Origin of the sequence: Evansella vedderi, assembly GCF_030813435.1 — a bacterium.
GTDB lineage: Bacteria > Bacillota > Bacilli > Bacillales > Salisediminibacteriaceae > Evansella > Evansella vedderi.
Genome location: NZ_JAUSUG010000003.1, coordinates 143,901 through 166,240 on the forward strand (window position 1 = coordinate 143,901; position 22,340 = coordinate 166,240).

Genomic DNA, 22,340 nt, shown 5'->3' on the forward strand with positions numbered 1-22,340 from the left:
GCGAACGCTAGACAAATTTAAAATTAAATTTAGATGAGGCTGTCCCAAAATGGAACAACCTCTCCTATTTTCTTTCTTATTCTATTTTACACTAATTTTTCTTTAATGGTATCTAAAAGATTGTCTTTATGGATTTCCAGAGTTTCCCCTGTTTTTCGAACTTTAAGTTCAACGATTCCTTCAGATGCCTTTTTACCAACCGTTATCCGAATCGGGAATCCAAATAGATCTGCATCCTTAAATTTTACACCAGGACGTTCTGGTCGATCATCGAATAATACCTCAAAACGTTCTTCACCTAATTGGTCGTATAATTCTTCAGCAAGGTTTTTTTGATCCTCTTGTTTCATATTTACTGGTACTAAATGAATGTCAAAGGGAGAAACTGTAGCAGGCCAAACAATACCATCATCATCATGATGCTGTTCAATAATAGCCGCAACTGTTCTTGAAACACCAATTCCGTAACACCCCATGATCATCGGTTTGTTTTTACCATTTTCATCTAAGAAATTGGCTCCCATAGCTTCACTGTATTTTGTACCGAGCTTAAATACATGACCAACTTCAATACCCTCTTTAAAACGGATTGTTCCCTTTCCGTCCGGAGAAGGGTCACCTTCTTGTATATTTCGCAAGTCAGCAAATTGTTCAACGGAGAAATCTCTCTCTACATTCACATTAATAAAATGTTTATTTTCTTCATTTGCACCACAGACGCCATTAACAATAGCTTCAACAGCGTGGTCGGCAACCACTTTAACACCTTTAGGTACTTTTACAGGTCCAACATAACCTGGGATGCAATTCATCCAGTTTTTTGTTTCTTCCTCTGTAGCCATTTCTACGATTTGTGCATCGAATAAATGCTTGACCTTTACATCGTTAACTTCATGGTCCCCGCGGACAAGGACAAGAACAGGCTCATCGTCTACAATAAATAATACAGACTTTATCAGCTTATCTTTTGTAACATTTAAAAAGGACGAAACATCTTCTATCGTTTTCTTTCCAGGGGTCTCAACTGATTCTAATTCCCTCAAGGTTTCATCCGATTTTGTATAAGTTACCTTAACCGGGGCAATTTCGATGTTTGCTGCAAAGTCAGACTGGTCAGAATAAGCAATTGTATCTTCCCCAACCTCTGTTAAAACCATAAATTCATGGGTTTCCTTACCACCGATTGCTCCTGAATCTGCTACAACTGCACGGAAGTCCAAACCGCAGCGAGTAAAAATCTTATTATAAGCATCATACATTTTTTCATAGCTTACATCTAAGCCTTCTGCTGTAGCATCAAAAGAATAGGCGTCCTTCATAAGAAATTCCCTTGACCTTAATACACCAAAACGTGGGCGTCTTTCATCACGAAACTTATTTTGAATCTGATAAAGAGTCATTGGCAGTTTCTTATAGGAATGAACATCATCCCTAACTAAAGTGGTAATCACCTCTTCATGTGTAGGTCCTAACGCAAATTGCCTTCCATGGCGGTCATTTAAACGCATTAATTCCGGTCCGTAAGCTTCCCATCGACCAGACTCTTGCCAAAGCTCTGCTTGTTGAATGGCAGGCATCAAGAGCTCCTGTGCACCAGCACGGTTCATTTCTTCACGAATAATATTTTCTACTTTTTTAAGTACTTTTAAGCCTAGAGGTAAAAAGGAGTACACCCCAGAGGTACTTTGACGAATTAAGCCGGCACGGAGCATTAATTGATGACTTTTTACTTCAGCATCACTAGGAATATCCCTTAATGTAGGTGCCAGGTATGTATTTTGTTTCATTTATGCCACCTCGTAATATGAAATTTATTAAACAATGGCACGCTCGTCGCGCGCCTCTTATGAAAAGATCGCTCATAAGAGGCTTAAAGAGACTGCGACGGCTTAGCTCATTGTTTGGATGAAGGTGAAAAAGAAAAACGCTTTTTCACCTTCATCTTCTACAAGAAAAATTTGTTTATGTCGTTCCAGGTTACTACTAACATGAGGAGCATTAATAATGCGAAACCAATAAAGTGGACGACTCCTTCTTTTTGAGGGTCTATTGGTTTTCCCCTTAGTGCTTCTATACCAATGAACATGAGCCTTCCTCCATCTAGTGCTGGAAGAGGTAACAGGTTGATTATTCCTAAGTTTACACTTAGAATCGCTGTCCACTGCATTAATACTAAGAAGCCCATTTGCGCAACTTCATCTGTATAACTGTAAATACCAACAGGTCCTGCTAAATGATCTAAAGAAAATTGGCCTGTAACGAGCATTCCTAATGCTTCGAAAATTAATACTGTGAATTCGTAGGTTTGGGTAAAACCAAAAGCTACTGCTCCAATAATTGATTTTTCCATCATAGGAGCTATACCCACAAATCCTTCTACTTGATCCTCGTGAAGTACCCTTTCTTGAGGAGTCATGGTAACTTCAAATTGTTCCAATCCCCTTTGAATCCCAAATTCTAAAGGGGTGTTAGGATTAGATCGTATAATGGTTGTCATTTCTTCCCATGTATTAACTTCTTGTCCACCGATGGAAATTATTCTATCCTCACTTTGCAATCCAGCTCCAATTGCAACTCCATCCTCTATTACCTCTCCAACCAAAGGTTCATCTACTGGCATCCCTGCTATCCATGCGTACATTGTCAGTATTACAATTGCTAATACGAAGTTCATGGCAGGACCGGCAAATAAAGCTAGTGCACGCTGCCTTTTTGTTTTAGAACTAAATTGACGATCATACGGAGCTATTTGAGTAGCTTGCTCATCGTGAACATATTCCGCTTTTTCATCAATAGAATAGGTCACAAGGCCTTCCTCATCAGAAATATATCCAGTAACAAAGAGATCTTTCTCTAGATCAATTCTTTCTACCTGGATTATTTTGCAATCAGGGTACTTTGATTTGTTATTAATAATAAGCTTATTTACTTTCCCTTTTGCATTAAAAAGTAATCCTATCTCGTAACCGGCCTTTATTTGAATGATTTCAGGATCTTCCCCTGCCATTCGAACAAAACCACCTAAAGGTAAGAGGCGAATGGTGTATACTGTTTCCCCCTTTTTAAAGGAGAAAATCTTTGGTCCAAAACCAATAGCAAACTCACGGCAAAGTATACCGGCACGTTTTGCAAATACGAGATGACCTAACTCATGAATAAACACTAATAGTCCAAAAATAATTATGATAGATATGAATGTATTCATCGCAACACAACCTTTACTTTAACTCATATAGGATATAACTTTATTTCTAGTTTCCTCATCTACAGCAAGAATCTCGTCCAATTCAGGGACAGAGGTGATTATATGTTCCTGTAGTGCCCTTTCCACCAGTTCTTCGATCTCCAAAAACTTTATTTTACCATTTAGAAAAGCTGCAACAGCAACTTCGTTTGCTGCATTTAACACCGTAGGTGCTGTTCCACCAGCTTTGCCTGCTTCAAATGCTAAATATAAACAACGGAATCTGCTATAATCTGGTTTTTGGAAATGGAGGGATCCAACTTCCCATAAGTTTAACCTTTTTCCCCCTGTTAAATCAAGCCTTTTAGGTTTAGATAAGGCATACTGAATGGGGACACGCATGTCCGGTGTGCCAAGATGAGCTAGTACACTACCATCAATATATTCTACCATAGAGTGGATAATACTTTCTTTATGTAATATGACATCAATTTTTTCATAAGGCATATTAAAAAGCCATCTCGCCTCTATTACCTCTAAACCTTTATTCATCATTGTTGCAGAATCTATAGTAATTTTAGCTCCCATTTGCCAATTTGGATGCTTTAAAGCAGCTGATACGGTTACATCTACTAATTCTTCCCTAGTTCTGTCCCGAAAGCTACCTCCCGATGCAGTTAAAATAAGCCGGGAGACCTCTTTCTCAACATCCCCCTCTAGACATTGATAAATAGCAGAGTGCTCACTATCAATAGGAACGAGCTCTATACCATGTTTTGTTGCCATTTCCGTAACTATGTGTCCAGCAGTTACAAGGGTTTCTTTATTTGCAATGGCGATATCCTTTCCACACTCAATTGCAGCTAATGTTGGTTTTAAACCAACACTTCCCATAACTGCGTTCACTAATATATCTGCTTCTGCTATCGAAGCAACCTCCATTAACCCTTCTTCTCCGTCAACCAATTTTATATGACTTGGCAGTTCGTTAACAATTTTATTAGCAATATCCTTCGATTCAACACAAACGATTGATGGGTGAAATTCAAGTATTTGCTTTAACCCTTCTTCTATATTGCGACCAAAGCTTAAAGCAATTAATTGAAAATCATCCTTATGGGAGCGTATTACATCCAAAGTTTGTTTTCCGATTGAACCGGTAGAACCTAACAGACTTATTTTCTTCATATAGCAGCTCCTTTAAATGAGATTCAATAAATAAAGAATTGGCATGACGTATATTAAGCTGTCAAAACGATCAAGAATACCTCCATGTCCGGGCAGTACTTGTCCTGAATCTTTAACGGAGTAATGCCTTTTTAACGCCGATTCCACTAGATCACCAAGCTGTCCAGTAACGGAAACTACTAAAATAAACAAAACAGTGGTAAACCAATTAGTGAATAGAGGTATAAAAGTAATAAATACTATACCTATAATAAAAGCTAAAAGCACACCTCCAAGGGCTCCCTCAATCGTTTTTTTCGGACTTATTTGAGGCCATAGTTTATGTTTACCAAAAAACCTTCCTGAGAAATAGGCACCTGAATCGGTAGCCCAAACTAAGATTAAAATAAAAAATAACAAGGAAAGGCCTTGTTCTAAGAACCTAGTGTAAATGAAAAAATGAAACCCGAAGCCAATATAAACAGAGGATAATATTATGAATCCAGCTTGATCAAATGTAAATTTATTTTTTGTTATTACGGTAAGAGCTAACAAAACAATAATGAGCAGGAGGAACATTTCTAACTTATCGATATGTAGCCATCTAAATCCAAGAATAGTTTCTGGAAGTAATAAAATCCACATTAAAAATAAACTTAATAACCCTATTGGGGAACTCAATTTCATTTGTTTCATTTTTAATAGTTCATGCATTGCTATTGTTGCTAAAGCAAAAATTAACAGTGTAAATGGCCAATCCCCAATAATGATAATGGATAGAAAACCAGCCCCTGCTATAATTGCTGTAATAATTCGTTGCTTCAATGTAAAAGCTCCTCTCTACACGCCGCCATATCTACGTATTCTCTTTTGATATACACGGATTGCTTCATTAAAATGCTCTTCCGTAAAATCAGGCCATAGAACATCTGTAAACCAAAATTCTGAATAAGCTAATTGCCAAAGCATGAAATTACTAAGACGTATTTCACCACTTGTCCTGATTAATAAGTCTGGATCCTTTAAATCTCCGGTCATGAGAAATTTGGACAAGGACTCTTCCGTGATATCATCAACACTTTCCGTTTGATTATCTATGGAGAGGTAAAGCTTCTTAACGGCTTGTATAATCTCATAACGGCTACCATAATTCAGAGCAAAATTTAAAATTAGTCCATCATTATTTTTGGTTTTTTCAATGGCATTTTCTACAGCGTTTAAGGTGAATCGAGGGAGGTCTTCCTTTGAACCTGTCATGCGGACAACAACGTTTTCTTCCATAAGTACAGGAAGTTCCTTGTTTAAATACCTTTCAGGCAAGCGCATTAAAAAGTCTACTTCGTCCTTAGGCCGTTTCCAGTTTTCTGTAGAAAAAGCATACAGCGTAAGAACCTTAACCCCCAATTTATTTGATTGACGGACAATTTTTCTTATTACATTCATTCCCTCTCTATGACCAGCAACCCTAGGGAGTCCTCTTCTTTTGGCCCATCTCCCATTCCCGTCCATAATGATAGCTACATGTTCCGGAATATTTTCATTATGCAAAAGTTCTATGTCTTTTTTGTTTTGGGATAATTGCTTTTTAAGCTCAGTTAATTTTTTTAACATACTTTTTCCCCCAAATTGCTTAACTAAAAATATATGAATACTTCTAAAGCTTTGATAATTATTAAACAATTTAAACCTATTGTTTAATAATTATCTTAATAAATGGCTATTTTCGCAAACTTTGATGCTTTTTAGCTTGGAGAAGCGGAAGGCGGCAACTCCAGTGACGTGTATGTGTAGGAGCATTTTTTCCCGCGAAAATATTTCATTATTACTCTAAACGTGTAAAAAACCCCCATTATTATAGAGGGTCTTTTACAATATATATTTTACATGTTTTTGTACTATACTTCCATTATTTCTTGTTCTTTAGAAGCAGCCACTTCATCAATATTTTTAATTGTATTGTCCGTTAATTTCTGAACATCATCTTGACTGCGGCGTAAATCATCTTCTGTTAATTCCCCATCTTTCTCAAGCTTCTTTAATTCATCGTTAGAATCACGGCGAATATTTCTTACAGCTACTTTAGCATCCTCTGCATAACGCCCCACTAGTTTCACCAACTCTTTGCGGCGCTCTTCTGTTAATGCAGGAATTGCTATACGAATGATATTTCCATCATTACTTGGGGATAACCCTAGATCAGCCTTTTGAATTGCACGTTCAATGTCGGAAATGGATGACTTGTCAAAAGGTTGAATGGTTAACATTCTTGCTTCTGGAACAGCAATTGTAGCCAATTGATTAAGAGGCGTCATCATACCATAGTATTCCACTTGCACTTTATCTAGCAATGATGGATTAGCACGTCCGGCACGAATAGTAGCTAACTCTTTACGGAAGGCATCTACAGATTTATTCATCCTGTCTTTCGTTTGTTGAAGTACTTCTTTTGACATTATTCTCTCCCCCTTATAATTGTACCAATTTCTTCACCTTGTACTGCACGTTTAATGTTTCCTTCTTCCATAATTGAGAAGACAATTAACGGAATATCGTTATCCATACATAGTGAGGATGCTGTTGAATCCATTACAGCTAATCCTTCTTTTAAGATATCTAGATACGTAAGCTCATCATATTTAACAGCTGAGGCATCTACGGATGGGTCAGCACTATATACTCCATCAACTTTATTTTTGGCCATGAGGATAACGTCTGCCTCAATCTCTGCAGCACGTAAAGCAGCAGTTGTATCTGTAGAGAAATAAGGATTACCAGTACCAGCCGCAAAAATAACTACTCGTTTTTTCTCTAAGTGGCGTATAGCTCTTCTTCTTATGTATGGTTCTGCCACTTGGCGCATTTCAATGGAGCTTTGTACACGTGTCTGAACACCAATATTTTCTAAGCTGTCCTGTAGTGCTAGAGAGTTCATTACTGTTGCTAACATGCCCATGTAGTCGGCTGTTGCTCTATCCATTCCTTTGGCACTGCCAGCCATTCCTCTCCAAATATTCCCTCCACCAACAATTATCGCTACTTCCACTTCTAATTCAACAATATCACGTATTTGTTCTGCAATGGATTGTATAACAGTAGGATCAATACCAAACCCTTGCTCCCCCGCTAACGCTTCTCCACTTAATTTTAACACAATACGATTGTATTTTGGTTTTTCCATATTGTCCTCCAATACTCTCGTTTCCGTTATTTCATGTTGTCATTTAAATGAATGTATTACGTCTTACGAACGGTAAAACATCTTTGGAAAAAAGGGACACTTTGTGTCCCTTTTGTTGATACCATTACTTTTTCACTTGAGACATAACTTCTTCTGCGAAGTTGTCTTCTCTTTTTTCCATACCTTCCCCGACTTCATAACGGAAGAATAATTTTACGCTAGCACCTTTAGAAGCAACGTATTTCCCTACTTTTTGGTCGCTGTCTTTAACAAATGCTTGATCATTTAAGCATACATCTTCAAAGTACTTTCCAAGACGGCCTTCTACCATTTTTTCAACGATATTTTCAGGCTTTCCTTCATTTAAAGCTTGTTGTTTTAATACTTGGCGCTCACGCTCAACTTCTTCTTGAGAAACTTGATCTCGGCTAACATATTTAGGATTGATTGCAGCGATATGCATAGCAATATCTTTTGCAAGCTCTTCGTCAGTTGTTCCATCTAATAGAGTTAATACACCGATACGTCCCCCCATATGAATGTATGAACCGAATGCTTGGTTGTCAGAACGCTCAACAATTTCAAAACGACGAAGGGAAATTTTTTCACCGATTTTTGCAATTTGGTTGTTAATGTAGTTTTGCAATGTATCTGCATCACCATCGAAATCTTGTGCTAAAGCTTCTTCAACATTAGCTGGTTTTTTGTTTAAAAGGTGTGTAGCAACAGTATCAACTAAATTAATAAAATTTTCATTTTTAGATACGAAGTCTGTTTCAGCATTCACTTCTACGATAACAGCGTAGTTTCCTTCTACTTTAACGTGTGCTAAACCTTCAGCAGCAACACGGTCTGCTTTTTTAGCTGCACTTGCAATCCCTTTTTCACGAAGGAAGTCAACTGCTTTTTCCATATCACCATTTGTTTCTGTAAGAGCTTTCTTACAATCCATCATACCTGCACCCGTTTTTTCACGGAGCTCTTTTACCATACTTGCTGTAATTGCCATGGGAATTCCTCCTTAAAATTATGTATCTTCTTAGATTTAGTGTTATCCATTTTAGGAAATAAAATAATCGGAAATAAGTTTACGATGGCTCGCGCGTCGCATGTCTTTTACGAGAAGAGCACTCGTAAAAGACTTTAAGAGATGGCGACGGCTCACTCATCGTTTCAAAGAACTGACCAAAGGAAGAACACCTTTGGTCAGTTCTTCTTAAAAAAGGTGATAAAGGGTCTAGCCCTCTATCACCCTTTAAGACATCTTAAGCAGTTGTTGTTGCTGCTGTTTCTTCACCTTGGTTTGCTTCGATAATTGCATCCGCCATTTTTGCAGTTAGTAAACGTACAGCACGGATTGCATCGTCGTTACCAGGGATTACATAATCGATTTCATCTGGATCACAGTTTGTATCTACGATCCCAACGATTGGAATATTCAACTTACGAGCCTCTGCAACAGCAATACGCTCTTTACGAGGGTCGATAATGAATAAAGCATCTGGAATTCTTTCCATATCTTTAATACCGCCTAAGAACTTCTCAAGACGATCCATTTCTTTCTTCAAGATAACTACTTCCTTCTTAGGAAGTACATCAAATGTACCATCTTCTTGCATACGCTCTAAGCTCTTAAGACGACCAATACGCTTACGAATAGTATCGAAGTTAGTTAATGTACCACCTAACCAACGTTGGTTAATGAAGTACATTCCACAACGCTCAGCTTCTTCTTTAACAGCATCTTGCGCTTGCTTCTTAGTTCCGACGAAAAGCATAGTACCACCTTGTCCAGCAAGGTCGCGAACGAAGTTAAATGCTTCTTCTACTTTCTTTACCGTCTTTTGTAAATCAATAATGTAAATACCGTTTCTTTCTGTGAAGATGTAGCGATCCATCTTAGGGTTCCAACGACGTGTTTGGTGACCGAAGTGTACCCCAGCTTCCAATAATTGTTTCATGGAAATCACTGCCATTTCACACACCTCCTCTTGGTTTTTTGTCCTCCGCTTCCATCCTCTTTAAGTAAGACTGCATTGCAGCACCATTACTTAAATCAGGAAAGCGTGTGTGATTAACACCGAGAAATAATATACCATATTGTCGAAACAATGACAAGTAGTAGTCAAGTTTTTTTCTTGATAACTCCCCTACAAATTAAAAATTGCACCATGGTGAATGAAAATTGTACATTGTCTCTCGAATCCGTTACAGGCGTAATGTCGCCATCCTGGCTCCCGCGGGCAACGCTTCAGCCTCTTAGGGTTCCTGTCTCTTCCTCTTCTAGCTTCGCGCTGTAGAAGCATGCGTCGAGACAACTCGAAGCTTATTCAAGAAGTAAACGCTCGTCGCTGGAGTCGCCGCCTTTCACTCCTTCGAGAGTGCAAACGGCAACACGAGATTTGTATTTTCAGGTAGATCTCTATACAAGTGAAATTTTGCACCATGTAGTATGAAAATACAAGATCATTATTGCAGGTGGTATGAGCGGGAAGCACACGAGACTCCTGCGGGAAAAGCGAGCCAGGCAAGACCCCACAGGCGTAAGCCGAGGAGGCTTGCGGTTCGCCCGCGGAAAGGGAGTGGGCTGCAGCGAATACCAACACAGTATTTGTATTTTCAGGGTAGACCAATAAGCAATTTAAAATTGCACCATGGATTATGAAAAACATATTTTAACGGAGTAATGAGCGCTATATTAAGGGGAGTCTATTTATGAAACTTCAATAGTAAATCCACTTCTGCAATGCCCATATTTAATTTCTGAGCAATTTCCATTACAGTATAGCCCTGTTGATGAAGTGATAAAACTCTTGAGGTATCTGATGGAGTAGTGTCATGCTCCTCTTCTTTTGGGGTAGGGGGAGCATAATCTTTATATTTTTCCTCATCCTTTAACATAGGAAGCTCTTCTTCCTTAGTCTCATTTTTTTCCTCAGTAACCTTCGTTGACTCAACTCCAGAAACATCAACATGCGTAATAGAGGGTTTCGGACTCTTTTGAGTTTGTTCAGTTTGTTGTTTTAACTCATTCGCACGTTGCAGTCCCTTTTCCTTAAGGACCATTTTGACTAAACGTTCATTGTTTTCCTTCATCTCTGCCGTATAGGATAGCAGTAAATCTTCCATTTCCTTTAAGTTTTTTTCTTGATCTACAGGATTTTGCTCCTTTTGTCGTTGAAAAAGAAGAATCATAAAGTAAAAACTCACAAGGTGTAAAATAAAACTAATTATTAATAAATAACCCATTGTAAATATGTCACCACTTCACATCAAAATTTTTCCCTTTGTATGGATGTAACTCTTTCTTAAATTGCTCTTCTGTTTCTTCCGTCTGGGAATTCCTTTTTTTTCGCTGTTGTTTTTTTATTCCTTTACCCCTATTGTCATCCTTGTTTATACGTGGTTTTTCCCCTTGTTCCATTTTGTTTACGGTAGCTTTTTTTCTCAACTGGTCTTCTGTGTTTTTTTGAGCCAAATGGTCTTGACTCACAGTACCCCTCTGCTGTATTTGATCTTGAAGCTTTCCAGCAGTTTGGGTCCTTGGTAAGGCAACTTGTAATTCAATGGACTTTAAACCGCTCATCTATACCCCTCCAATAGAAAAGCATCACTGAATATTTAACCATCAATCTAGAGATGCTCTAGCCTAATTTCACTTTTTGCTAATTTAAATACAATTTTTTGATGATTAGTAAGCACTTTTCTCCTATATTTACCAAAAAAAATATCTGTATTTGGGAAAACATTTTTATATATCTTTATGGCCGCATTTGGTTGAGAGTCTAGCAAATCATGTAAATCTAGCAACTTTTCTTTCTTATTCTCCATTAATGCTGTCGTTTCTTCTATTGTATGGCGAACTCTAAGCTTCAATATTCTTTCCTTTTGGGAAAGTGCACCAAGCTGTTCTTTTTTCTTTATTGTATCGAATAAGAGACTCAACTTTTGTAATTCCGACTCAGACTCAAGGATTGATTTCTTGTAATCCCTTTCCTTTTCAATAACCTGTTGACTGACCCCTACGTAAAAGACAGTGGGGGTATTCATGGAATTTCCTGCTTCGTTTACTTCAATCCCTTGTCCTGCTGAAATATTCCCTCCTACAATGTTACCTCGTCCTCCTTTACAATAAACATACCCGAGAGCATCAATCTGACTATGAAGGATCGATTGATTAACATTTAAATCCCCATCGACTTGAATATTCCCTTGATTAATAAATGACGTATGTAAATTGCCCTTTGCTTTAATGGAACCTTTTCCTTGGGCAACAATTCCTTGTTGTATAAAAATGGAGCCCCCAGCTGTTAATTCTGCCCCTTCCACCGTTCCGTGAACACGAATATCTCCTTTAGCAACGACCTTAAATCCAGACGGCACTCCACCCCGTATATTTACATTACCCACAAAATCAATGTTACCTACCTTCATATCTAAATCTCCATTAACCTCATAAGAAGGAAAAACATGAATTACCTTCTTCTCAGGAGAAATTTGCCCATCAATTAATGAAATAACACGAAGACCGTCTTCACTTATTTTGGTGTTTTTCCCTGGTCTTAATGTAAAGTCACGGCTTGGTTTAACCTTAATTTCTTGGCCCAAAACATCTATTCCATTTTTTCCATCTTCCTTCTCTACTTTTAAACCAACAACATCTCCGGACACTACGGAAGGTATTACTATTATTTCTTTTAAATCTTTAAAAAGATCATTTCCGTTACCTTCAGATTTATCTTTATCCTGATGGTAGTAGACAGGTTTCAAGTAAGCACTTTTTCCTTCTACTGGAGGTAAGCCTTCGGCTATAACAGCAGGAAGGCTTATTTGACCATTCACTATATCTATTAATACATTTTCATTAATACCATTTACAATTCCCCTTTCCCGCAGAACTTTGTGTAAATCCTCTAAAGTCACTTCATCCTCAAAATCCTTATTTTTCTTTAAAATAGCTTTAAGGTTGTTATTTAATAACTCTATTTTGAAAAAATCATGTATCGTCTCCACAAAAAGAGCCCCTTTCTTCTATGAAATTTGCAATAAAAGTTTCAATAGCTATAAAAAGGGGAAGCATTTAATCCGTTTTTAACCGTTGCTGTAATTTAAATATAATTCTGGAATGGATTTGTGAAATCCTAGATGTGGAAAGGTTTAATATTTCACCAATTTCCGTTAATGTTAATTCTTCAAAATAAAATAGACTTATAATTAACTGCTCTTTTTCAGTTAATGATTTTATGACTTCTGCTAACTCTTCAAGTTGCCCCTGATGGTTTATTCTCTGTTCAGGAGTCGGTGTTTTATCATCCTTTAATGTAGAAGTATAAGTATCATCCTTGTCTGAATCCTTAGTAGGTTCATCAATAGACAGCTGATTTGCTAGAAAGCTTTCATTCATGGTATGAAGTACTTCACCTTCGTCCATTTGTAAAAATTCAGCTACTTCTTTAGCATTAACATAACGCCCAAATTTTTGTTCTAGCTTCTCAGTCGCTTTTTCTATCTTTTTTGCCTTTTCCCTTACAGATCGCGGTAACCAATCCTCCTGGCGAAGACCATCAATGATGGCACCACGTATACGAAAGGAAGCATACGTATCGAATTTTAATTCCCGATGTTCATCAAATTTTTCTAATGCATCATATAGACCTAGCATCCCATTACTACGTAAATCATCCAATTGTACATTACGGGGAAGGTTAGCTCCAATCCTCTGAACATGGTATTCCACTAAGGGGAGATATGCTTTTATTAATCTTTCACATGCTGAAGAATCACGTCCATCACTCCAGCTATTCCAATCTTGTTTTAATGTTGCGGCGGTGACTTGCGACATGGGACCCCTCCTAATCTTCATGATTTAACTTTTCATAATAGAAGCTATTAATAATTAAAGTTCTTTTGTGCCTTGATTTACTGTACGAATTTCTAAAATGGATGTAGATGGGTCGAATTCAATGGTCCTCCCATTATTTCCCCCAACATCCTCTCCGATAATTTTTATACCATAATGGTTTAAAATCTTACGTACTGCCTCAACATTCCTTGGCCCAATACGCATCCTCTCATTACTGCACCCAAAATGAAACATTTGAGCTCCCCCTGCTATTTTTGCTTTTAAACGGTAAGGGGAAGCACCATCTTTTAAGAGTTCTGTTAACATATCAGCAATAGCAGTGTCCGCATATTTAGCCCGTTGAATAGTATTTGTCCTAGCCATGACTGACTCGGGGAGCATAATATGAGCTAGTCCACATATCTTACTCCATTCATCAAATATAATAATACCCACACAAGAACCTAATCCCGAGGTACGTATTTTGTCAGGTGCCTTAGCAAAATCGAAATGTGCCATCCCCACTTTAATAACCCTACTCATTCACCTTTACTCCCAAGGAGGTAAAAATCTGTTCCAAAGAGTCTGGATCAGGTAATAAGAAAAAATGACCTTTTGATCCCATTACATCATTTTCCATTTTCTCATTGATTTCTGTATTAATAAGAATAGCTACATCCCCAGCCTCAGAAAACTCCATTAAACCATAGCTTAATATGGCCATTGGCATATCAATAGCTAAGGCTGGGGGAGTTGGTTGTAAATGTAAACCAGTAAAATCCGAAAAGGCAGATAAATAAGAGCCTGCAAGAATATTTCCCACTTCACTTAGTGCTGATAAAGCCATCTCATTAACAGTTGGAAGGGTAAAATCTATCATAGGATCGCCCACTATTTGCTGAATCAGCTTTGAGGCTTCTTCAGCTTGTATCATAAAAAACATATGTCCTGAAGCTTCACCTTGAATTCTGAAGTAAATGGCAGCTACAACCCCTTCTTCATCCCCAACAGAGTCATTCATTTCTTTAAAAGGGACTACTTTAACTGCCGGAACCTTCATATCTATCCCTTTATTTAAGAGTTTCGACATTGCCGTAGCAGCATGGCCTGCCCCGATATTCCCAACCTCCTGTAGAACATCTAAGTACTTGGGTTCCATCCCCTTCAAATAGCTCATTACGTATTAGCCTCTAAATTTTCCATTTCTTTTATTTCATCTGTACGAAGAACTTTATCAAGGTTTAAAATGATTAATAATCTTTTATCTAGTTTTGCGATTCCTCGAATATAATCTGCCTCTATACCTCCAACTACTTCTGGGGGTGCTTCTATGGCTTCTATAGGAACATCTATTACATCATTTGCACCGTCTACCACTAAACCAACATTCATGTCCTCAATAGATACGATAATCACTCGGGATGTATCTGTATACTCCTGTGCTTCCATTCCAAACCTGCTTCTTAAATCGATTATTGGAGTTACGACTCCTCGAAGATTAATAACCCCTTTAACAAATTCCGGTGATCTAGGGACTCTAGTAATATGTTGAAGTCTTTCAATGGATCGTACCTGATCCACTTCTACACCATATTCTTCGTTTCTAAGCTGAAATACAATCGCTTTTAAATCCTTTTCTACACTTATTTTGCTCATTTGTATTCCCTCCCCCATGTATATTCTGTTTTATTCGACAAAATCCCTCAAATAATTATCCCATTCCATTCCAAATACGTACATAGTTCTTTCCTGTCCTATTATTTAATGAAAGCATTGCAATCAATAATTAAAGCAACTTCACCGTTTCCTAAAATTGTTGCACCTGAAATGGCAAAGGTAGAAGTTAAATAGTTTCCTAACGATTTCAAAACGATCTCTTGCTGCCCTATAAAAGAATTGACCACTAAAGCTGCCATTTTATCTGATTTTCTTACCACAACTACAGAGTAATATTCACTTTGCTCCTTACTTACGGGCACTTGGAAAAACTCCGTTAAATCAATAACAGGAACAACACTTCCTCTAAAATCAATGACCTTCTGGTTATGGGCCGAAAGTATATCCTCTTCTTTAATTATTGCCGTTTCAATAATAGAGGAGAGCGGGAGTGCATAAATTTCATCCTGCACCTCTACTAGCATTGCTGAAATAATCGATAAGGTTAATGGTAATTGAATAGAAAAAGTAGTTCCTTCCCCTGGATTAGAAAAAACAGAGACGCTTCCCCCTAAGGATTCGATTTTATTTTTTACTACATCCAGGCCAACTCCTCGGCCAGATATGTCGGAAATTTCTTCTGCAGTACTAAAACCACTAGAAAATAAAAGCTCGTCCACTTCTTGATCTGTTAGAGTTGCTGCTGTTTCCCTATGAATAATTCCATTATTTATCGCTTTATCCATTACTTTTTGGCGGTTTATTCCGGCTCCATCATCAGAAACCTCTATAAAAACATGATTACCACTATGGTAGGCCTTTAAGGTGATTTTACCTATCTCTGACTTCCCTTCCCTTTTCCTTATATCACAGCTTTCAATTCCATGATCAATGGAATTTCGTAGCAAGTGAACGAGTGGATCACCAATCTCATCTATAACTGTTCTATCAAGCTCTGTAGAAGCACCGACGATTTCTAAATCTACCATTTTATTTAGCTCTTTAGCGAGACCACGAACCATCCTTGGGAAGCGATTAAATACATGGTCGACCGGAACCATTCTCATCGTTAAAATGATACTTTGAAGGTCACTTGATATTCTTGACATATGTTCCACAGTTTCCGTTAAATCATTGTCCTTTAATTCACTAGATATTTGCTCAAGACGTCCACGATCAATAACTAATTCCTCAAACAAATTCATCAAGCTGTCAAGTCGTTCGATATTTACTCGAATCGTTTTACTTGATGTACCGTTTTTTATTTGAGAACTAGTGGTGGTGTCACCCTTTTCTTCTACAGGAAGGGAGGGGTTTACATCCTCTTCCGTCGTTACCGATTTTTGGGGTTGATTGGACTCTTTAGAGCTTCTCTTCCCCTTTTCCATTGTTAATTCTTGAATACTTACACTTTCAATCTCAGATACTTTTAATACTTTTCCTTTTACATCGCTTTCTGCTTCCTTCGTTATTAAAGTAACAGAAAAATCAAAGTCAAAAGATTCCTCTTCCAACTCTTCCACAGAAGGTACAGATTTAATTACTTCACCGATTTGTTCTAATACTTCAAACACCATATATACCCTTGCAGCCTTTAAGATACAATCTTCCCGTAAAGAAATAGATACATAATATGCATTAAAGCCTTGTTCCCTAGACTGAGATAAAACGGTTTGCTCAAAATCATCATAATCTGTAATTTCCATCTGATTTATAATTTCTATTGTAGTGGAAGTCTCTTCGAAAGATCCTTTTTCAAGCATTTCTAGCTTTTTCACTATTTCTGTTACATTTTTTTGCCCGTTGCCTCCATCGGCAATATCTTGAATCATAGCTTCTAAATAATCAACAGATTCAAATACCATATCTATTAATTCGCTGGATGCCATGATAATTTCATTACGTATTCCATCTAGAACATTTTCCATTTGATGGGTTAGATTTGCCAAATCACTGAACCCCATCGTAGCTGACATTCCCTTTAAAGTGTGTGCTGAACGGAAAATTTCGTTAATGATATTCTCTTCTGAAGGATTTTTTTCTAACAGCAGTAAATTATCATTGATTGCTTGCAAATGCTCCTTACTTTCATCGATGAACATATCTAAATATTGACTTTTATCCATGAAGACCCCTCCTACTTACAATGGCGTACAATTGTTGAAGCTACTTGTTCGATGTTTACTATAATATCTACCTTGTTTGTTTCAATGGCAGCGCGGGGCATACCATACACTATGGCTGACTCATTGGATTCTGCAACAGCTATCGTAGGGGTGGTTTTCTTCAGTTGTAATAAGCCGTTTTTTCCATCAGATCCCATACCTGTTAAGATGATAGCCATTACATCTTGCTTTGGAAGCTCAGATAATGACAGGAATAAGGCATCAACAGATGGGCGGTGATTATTTATTTGTTCTGATTGATCCAGTACGATGACTAGGGCAGTACCAAGTCTCCTTACCTTTAAATGGTAACCTCCGGGTGCAATATAGGCTACACCCCTTTGGACAAATTCTCCATTCTCCGCCTCTTTTACTGAAATTTTGGACAAAGTATTCAATCTTTCACTTAATGATTTAGTAAACCCAATAGGCATATGCTGTACAATAAGGATTGGGTGAGGAAAGTCTTCCGGTAACTCCGATAAAATTCTTTGCAATGCTTTCGGACCACCAGTTGAAGTCCCTATAGCGATTATTCCTTTTGAACTTAATTTTTTTGAATTTATGAAAGGATAGGAGACTGGAAAACTATTACTAACTTCTGAAATAATTGGAGCTTCTTTACATGGATCTTTCTGGTGATTAGTTGATAATTTAGTGATGGAAACCTTTGCACCATAAATTACCTTATCAATTAAATCTGTCTGTACTTTATAAATATCTAAGGAAATGGATCCTGAAGGTTTCTCAATAAAGTCAAATGCACCGTACTCCATTGCACGTATTGTCGTTGCGGCCCCTTCTTTAGTAGTACTTGAAACCATAATAACCGGCTTCGGATACTCCCTCATTATTATTTGGAGTGCTTCAAGTCCATCCATTATAGGCATTTCCACATCTAGTGTAATGACATCAGGGTTATGAAGCTTGATCTTTTTTAAAGCATCTTCCCCATTTCTCGCCCTGTCAACCACCTTAATCCGAGAGTCCTTTTCTAAAATATCTGAGATCATTTTCCTCATAAACGCGGAGTCGTCTACTACAAGAACGTTTATCATTATATCCCCTGCTTTCGGAAGAAGCTTGTGAACCTGTCCACAAAGCTGTGAAGGGAGTTACCACCTTTATCACTTTGAATTTCCGTCGTTCCTATATAGGATTTAGCGGTTTCTTTTATCGCTTTAGAAGACTCTGCCCTCGGAGACTTTAAAATAAATGGTGTTTGCGAACGTACGGCTTTCGATACAGCCTCATCATCAGGAATAGTGGAAAGATGTGTTATTTCCTTTCCCAAAAACTTGGAACATACTGCTGCCATATTTTCTGCTGTTAAGGGACCTTCCCGACGATCATGGATTCTATTAACCACCAAGGAAATTGGTAATTTTTTATCTTGTGAATGTATATATTTAATCGTTGCGTAAGCATCTGTAATCGACGTGGGTTCCGGAGTCGTTACTAATATTACCTCATGAGCCGATAGTAGAAATTGAAGACTATCATTAGAAACACCTGCTGCCATATCAAAAATGATATAATCATAATCTTGTTGTAACAAAAACAATTGTTTAATAAATATATCTATTTTTTGTTGATTCATTTCAAATAATTCAGTTAGGCCGGATCCACCAGATACAAAGGTTAACCCTTCAGGACCGTCCTCGATAATTTCTCTAATGTTCAAGTCCTTCTCTAACATATCCACAATCGATTGGAAGGACGTTCTTCCTAAAAGAATATCCACATTTGCCATCCCAATGTCTAAATCAAATACCAAAACCTTTTTATTTAATTGTTGTAACGCAATAGCAAAATTGACAACAAAATTAGATTTTCCGACTCCACCTTTACCACTGACAACAGCAATAACCTTTGTATTCTTTATGGCACCTTGTCGAACATATGCCATTCTTTCCCTTAATACATCTGCTTGGTCTTTCATCATTGTCAGCTCCTTAGTATCCTATCTATCACTGTCTCTTTCGAAGCTTCTAAAATATCATCAGGTACATTTTGCCCTGTTGTAATGTAGGAGGCCCCAATTTTATAATCGCCATGGATATTAATCATTGCACCGTATGTGTCTGTCTCATCAGCTTTTGTATAAATGACTTTATTAATTTTTACCTTTTGAAATTGATCCATAATGTTTTTCATATCCCGATATTTTGATGTTAATGATAAAACAAGATGCGTTTCCATCTCATCATCAAAATCAATTACTTCCCTTAATTGCTCCACATATAATGGATTTCTGAAATTCCTCCCAGCAGAATCCACTAATATAAAATCAAAATTTTTTAACCGTTCCTTTGCCAGTTTAAAATCATCAATTGAATAAGCAACCTCTATAGGAACATTTAGTATCTTAGCGTATGTTTTAAGCTGCTCAATCGCCGCAATACGGTAAGTATCTGTTGTAATAAAAGCTATCTTTTTTTGATGTAAGATTGCTGCTCTTGAAGCAATCTTAGCAAGAGTAGTCGTTTTCCCTACCCCTGTGGGACCCACAACATTTAAATAACGTTTCTTAAAAAGGAAAGGACCATATTCCACATCATTTAAATAGTCAGCTACCGCTTCCTTTAACCACAGTAGAAGTTGTTCTTCCCTTTCTTCTTCCCCATTTTCCGAATACCAACGCTTTAGTAATTGTTTCATAATTTGGAGACGGTGAACTTCCTTCACTTCCTCTTCAAGAAGACGCTGATTTATATTTTGTAAATAGCCAGGATAAGCTGGATCCAAGGTTAATGTTTTCTCCTGTTGTTGTTCATTTATTCCTTTTACTAGCCGTTTTAATTCTGCAATTTCCATGGCAATTTTATCTCTTCTCTGCCTTTCATGCTTGATTGGAGATCTCGTCGGCATCCTTTCTGTTTTTTGAGGCTTTACTGGATCAACAGCCGCTATTACTTCCATATTCTTTTTTGTAAAAAAGCCTAGGAAACCGCCAGTGTAGACTTCTTTTGAGTTTAATATAACGGCATCATTTCCTAGTTCGGCTCGTACTTTCGTCATTGCTTCTGGCATATTTCTTGCGATAATCTTTTTTACCTTCATGGTCCATTCACCACTCCAACGCTTTGTACTTCAATATAAGGCTCCAATTCATTGTAAGATAGTACAGGTACTTGTGGGACAGTTCTCTCTAATAAATGACGGAAATACATCCTTATTGCTGGAGAACATAAAATGACTGGCATATGTCCTGTTTCTTGAATTCTTTCAATCTCCATTAGTGTAGATTCTACAATTGACTGCATGGAGTTAGGGTCTAAATTTAAGAAGCTGCCATGCTCCGTTTGCTGTACTGCATCAGCAATCATTTTCTCAACTGCTCCGCTTACTGTGATAACATACATAGCCTCTCCCTCTACTGTATATTGCTTTGACAATTGACGTGAAAGGGATTGTCGAACATATTCTGTTAATAAATCCGTATCCTTTGTCATCTGTCCATAATCTGCTAAAGTCTCGAAGATAACAGGCAAATTTTTAATGGATACTTTTTCTCTCAATAGTTTACTAAGAACCTTTTGAATATCACCTGTTGTCAGCGGATTTGGTGTTACATCCTCCACTAACGTCGGGTAAGTCTCATTTAAATGATCAATTAACTGTTTCGTTTCTTGTCTTCCTATTAATTCATGGGCGTGACGTTTTATGACTTCCGTTAAGTGAGTAGACACAACGGAAGGAGGGTCTACAACTGTATAACCGGAAAGTTCAGCCTGCTCCTTATATTCCTCTGAAATCCAAATAGCAGGGAGGCCGAAGGCAGGTTCTATCGTTTCAATCCCAATTATATTTTCATCATCCACCCCAGGGCTCATTGCCATAAAATGATCCAACAATAGCTCACCCTTAGCTACCTCATTACCTTTTATTTTTATGGAGTATTCATTCGGCTGCAGCTGAATATTATCCCTAATTCGAATAACAGGGACAATCATTCCCATCTCAATAGCCAGCTGCCTTCTAATCATCACAACCCGATCCAATAGGTCTCCCCCTTGATTTGCGTCTGCTAATGGTATCAAACCATATCCAAACTCAAATTCAATAGGGTCAACCTGAAGTAGGTTGACAACACTTTCTGGAGATTTCATATCTTCTTCTTGTTCTTCTAACTCCCCATCCGGTTCCTCTAATATCTGAGTATTCTTCTCATTTCGATCTAATAGAAAACCACCTACTCCCAAAAAGATCGCAACAGTTGTTGTAACAAACTGATCAATTGGTGTCATAAACCCTAATAATGCTATCGTTCCACCGGCTACATACAACATTTTAGGATAGGCAAACAATTGCTTTGTAACGTCATGTCCAAGGTTCCCCTCTGATGCAGCACGAGTTACTACAATCCCTGTAGCGGTTGAAATTAATAGAGCTGGTATTTGACTCACTAATCCGTCACCAACGGTAAGTAGTGTGTATTTATTGGCTGCTGCAGCAAGAGGTAATCCCTCCTGCACCATACCAATAACTAATCCGAAGATAATATTTATTAAGACAATGACAATCCCTGCAATAGCATCCCCTTTTACGAATTTACTGGCACCGTCCATGGATCCATAGAAATCAGCCTCTTGTTCAATCTTTTTGCGCCGTTCCCTTGCTTCCGAATCAGAAATCATGCCAGCATTTAAATCCGCATCGATACTCATTTGTTTCCCTGGCATGGCATCTAATGTAAATCTAGCCCCGACCTCTGAAACTCGCTCAGCCCCTTTCGTTATAACCACAAATTGGATTACAACGAGGATAATGAATACGACAAAACCTACTAAAGCATTTCCACCCACTACAAAATTACCAAATGTATCAATAACATTTCCTGCATCCCCTTGATTACCTAGGATTGCCCTTGTAGTAGAAACATTTAAGCCTAAACGAAACAGAGTTACTAATAATAATAGAGTAGGAAATATGGAGAACTGTAATGGTTCTCTCGTATTCATGGAAACTAAAATGATAAGTAAGGCAATAGAGATATTTACAATTATCAAAAAGTCGATCATTCCTGTTGGAAGGGGAATAATCAGCATAACTACTATAAGAATTACCCCTAATAAAATACTAAAATCTCTCGTTGCCATTTGCACTTCTCTCCTTAATGCGATACTACCAATAGGTGGTGATTTA

At 37.7% G+C, this 22,340-nt stretch carries 21 protein-coding genes; all 21 read right to left on the minus strand.

All coding sequences use genetic code 11. From position 1 onward, the window contains the following. Positions 1-86: 86 nt before the first annotated feature. Positions 87-1,787, minus strand: a complete 1,701-nt coding sequence (locus J2S74_RS05070; RefSeq protein WP_307322642.1) for a proline--tRNA ligase — start codon at positions 1,785-1,787, stop codon at positions 87-89. A 158-nt stretch (positions 1,788-1,945) separates the two neighbouring features. Continuing rightward, complete coding sequence (gene rseP / locus J2S74_RS05075; protein ID WP_307322644.1) at positions 1,946-3,205, minus strand: RIP metalloprotease RseP; 1,260 nt, start codon at positions 3,203-3,205, stop codon at positions 1,946-1,948. 18 nt (positions 3,206-3,223) lie between these two features. Next, positions 3,224-4,372, minus strand: coding sequence for a 1-deoxy-D-xylulose-5-phosphate reductoisomerase (locus J2S74_RS05080; RefSeq protein ID WP_307322647.1), 1,149 nt, complete (start codon positions 4,370-4,372; stop codon positions 3,224-3,226). A gap of 12 nt (positions 4,373-4,384) precedes the next feature. Then, on the minus strand, positions 4,385-5,176 hold the full coding sequence (locus J2S74_RS05085) for a phosphatidate cytidylyltransferase (protein ID WP_307322649.1): 792 nt from the start codon (positions 5,174-5,176) through the stop codon (positions 4,385-4,387). A gap of 15 nt (positions 5,177-5,191) precedes the next feature. Next, positions 5,192-5,962: an undecaprenyl pyrophosphate synthase gene (uppS, locus tag J2S74_RS05090; protein WP_307322651.1), complete on the minus strand. Its 771-nt coding sequence runs from the start codon at positions 5,960-5,962 to the stop codon at positions 5,192-5,194. 284 nt (positions 5,963-6,246) lie between these two features. Further along, complete coding sequence (frr, locus tag J2S74_RS05095; protein WP_307322652.1) at positions 6,247-6,804, minus strand: ribosome recycling factor; 558 nt, start codon at positions 6,802-6,804, stop codon at positions 6,247-6,249. Continuing rightward, on the minus strand, positions 6,804-7,529 hold the full coding sequence (pyrH, locus tag J2S74_RS05100) for a UMP kinase (protein WP_307322655.1): 726 nt from the start codon (positions 7,527-7,529) through the stop codon (positions 6,804-6,806). The genes frr and pyrH overlap by 1 nt, the downstream gene beginning before the upstream one ends. Before the next feature lie 124 nt (positions 7,530-7,653). Next, on the minus strand, positions 7,654-8,538 hold the full coding sequence (gene tsf / locus J2S74_RS05105) for a translation elongation factor Ts (RefSeq protein WP_307322657.1): 885 nt from the start codon (positions 8,536-8,538) through the stop codon (positions 7,654-7,656). Between the two features lie 256 nt (positions 8,539-8,794). Continuing rightward, on the minus strand, positions 8,795-9,505 hold the full coding sequence (gene rpsB / locus J2S74_RS05110; protein ID WP_307322660.1) for a 30S ribosomal protein S2: 711 nt from the start codon (positions 9,503-9,505) through the stop codon (positions 8,795-8,797). A 733-nt stretch (positions 9,506-10,238) separates the two neighbouring features. Further along, on the minus strand, positions 10,239-10,778 hold the full coding sequence (locus J2S74_RS05115) for a DUF6115 domain-containing protein (RefSeq protein ID WP_307322663.1): 540 nt from the start codon (positions 10,776-10,778) through the stop codon (positions 10,239-10,241). Positions 10,779-10,788: 10 nt separating this feature from the next. Beyond that, positions 10,789-11,115: a hypothetical protein gene (locus J2S74_RS05120; RefSeq protein ID WP_307322665.1), complete on the minus strand. Its 327-nt coding sequence runs from the start codon at positions 11,113-11,115 to the stop codon at positions 10,789-10,791. A gap of 47 nt (positions 11,116-11,162) precedes the next feature. Further along, positions 11,163-12,542 (minus strand): flagellar assembly protein A, encoded by a 1,380-nt coding sequence (locus J2S74_RS05125; RefSeq protein ID WP_307322667.1) that lies wholly within the window; start codon positions 12,540-12,542, stop codon positions 11,163-11,165. A gap of 67 nt (positions 12,543-12,609) precedes the next feature. Next, complete coding sequence (locus J2S74_RS05130) at positions 12,610-13,371, minus strand: FliA/WhiG family RNA polymerase sigma factor (RefSeq protein ID WP_307322669.1); 762 nt, start codon at positions 13,369-13,371, stop codon at positions 12,610-12,612. Positions 13,372-13,425: 54 nt separating this feature from the next. Continuing rightward, entirely contained in the window at positions 13,426-13,914 is a 489-nt protein-coding gene (locus J2S74_RS05135) for a chemotaxis protein CheD (RefSeq protein WP_307322670.1), read from the minus strand. Beyond that, positions 13,907-14,548: a chemotaxis protein CheC gene (locus J2S74_RS05140; protein WP_307322672.1), complete on the minus strand. Its 642-nt coding sequence runs from the start codon at positions 14,546-14,548 to the stop codon at positions 13,907-13,909. Before J2S74_RS05140 ends, J2S74_RS05135 begins: the two co-directional genes overlap by 8 nt. Next, positions 14,548-15,027: a chemotaxis protein CheW gene (locus J2S74_RS05145; RefSeq protein WP_307322674.1), complete on the minus strand. Its 480-nt coding sequence runs from the start codon at positions 15,025-15,027 to the stop codon at positions 14,548-14,550. The genes J2S74_RS05140 and J2S74_RS05145 overlap by 1 nt, the downstream gene beginning before the upstream one ends. 101 nt (positions 15,028-15,128) lie before the next feature. Continuing rightward, positions 15,129-17,153: a chemotaxis protein CheA gene (locus J2S74_RS05150; protein ID WP_307322676.1), complete on the minus strand. Its 2,025-nt coding sequence runs from the start codon at positions 17,151-17,153 to the stop codon at positions 15,129-15,131. 11 nt (positions 17,154-17,164) lie between these two features. Then, on the minus strand, positions 17,165-18,250 hold the full coding sequence (locus tag J2S74_RS05155) for a protein-glutamate methylesterase/protein-glutamine glutaminase (protein WP_307322678.1): 1,086 nt from the start codon (positions 18,248-18,250) through the stop codon (positions 17,165-17,167). After that, positions 18,250-19,134, minus strand: a complete 885-nt coding sequence (locus tag J2S74_RS05160) for a MinD/ParA family protein (protein WP_307322680.1) — start codon at positions 19,132-19,134, stop codon at positions 18,250-18,252. The genes J2S74_RS05155 and J2S74_RS05160 overlap by 1 nt, the downstream gene beginning before the upstream one ends. Before the next feature lie 5 nt (positions 19,135-19,139). Continuing rightward, positions 19,140-20,255, minus strand: coding sequence for a flagellar biosynthesis GTPase FlhF (gene flhF, locus J2S74_RS05165; RefSeq protein ID WP_307322681.1), 1,116 nt, complete (start codon positions 20,253-20,255; stop codon positions 19,140-19,142). Beyond that, positions 20,252-22,294, minus strand: coding sequence for a flagellar biosynthesis protein FlhA (gene flhA / locus J2S74_RS05170; protein ID WP_307322683.1), 2,043 nt, complete (start codon positions 22,292-22,294; stop codon positions 20,252-20,254). The genes flhF and flhA overlap by 4 nt, the downstream gene beginning before the upstream one ends. Positions 22,295-22,340 lie beyond the last annotated feature (46 nt).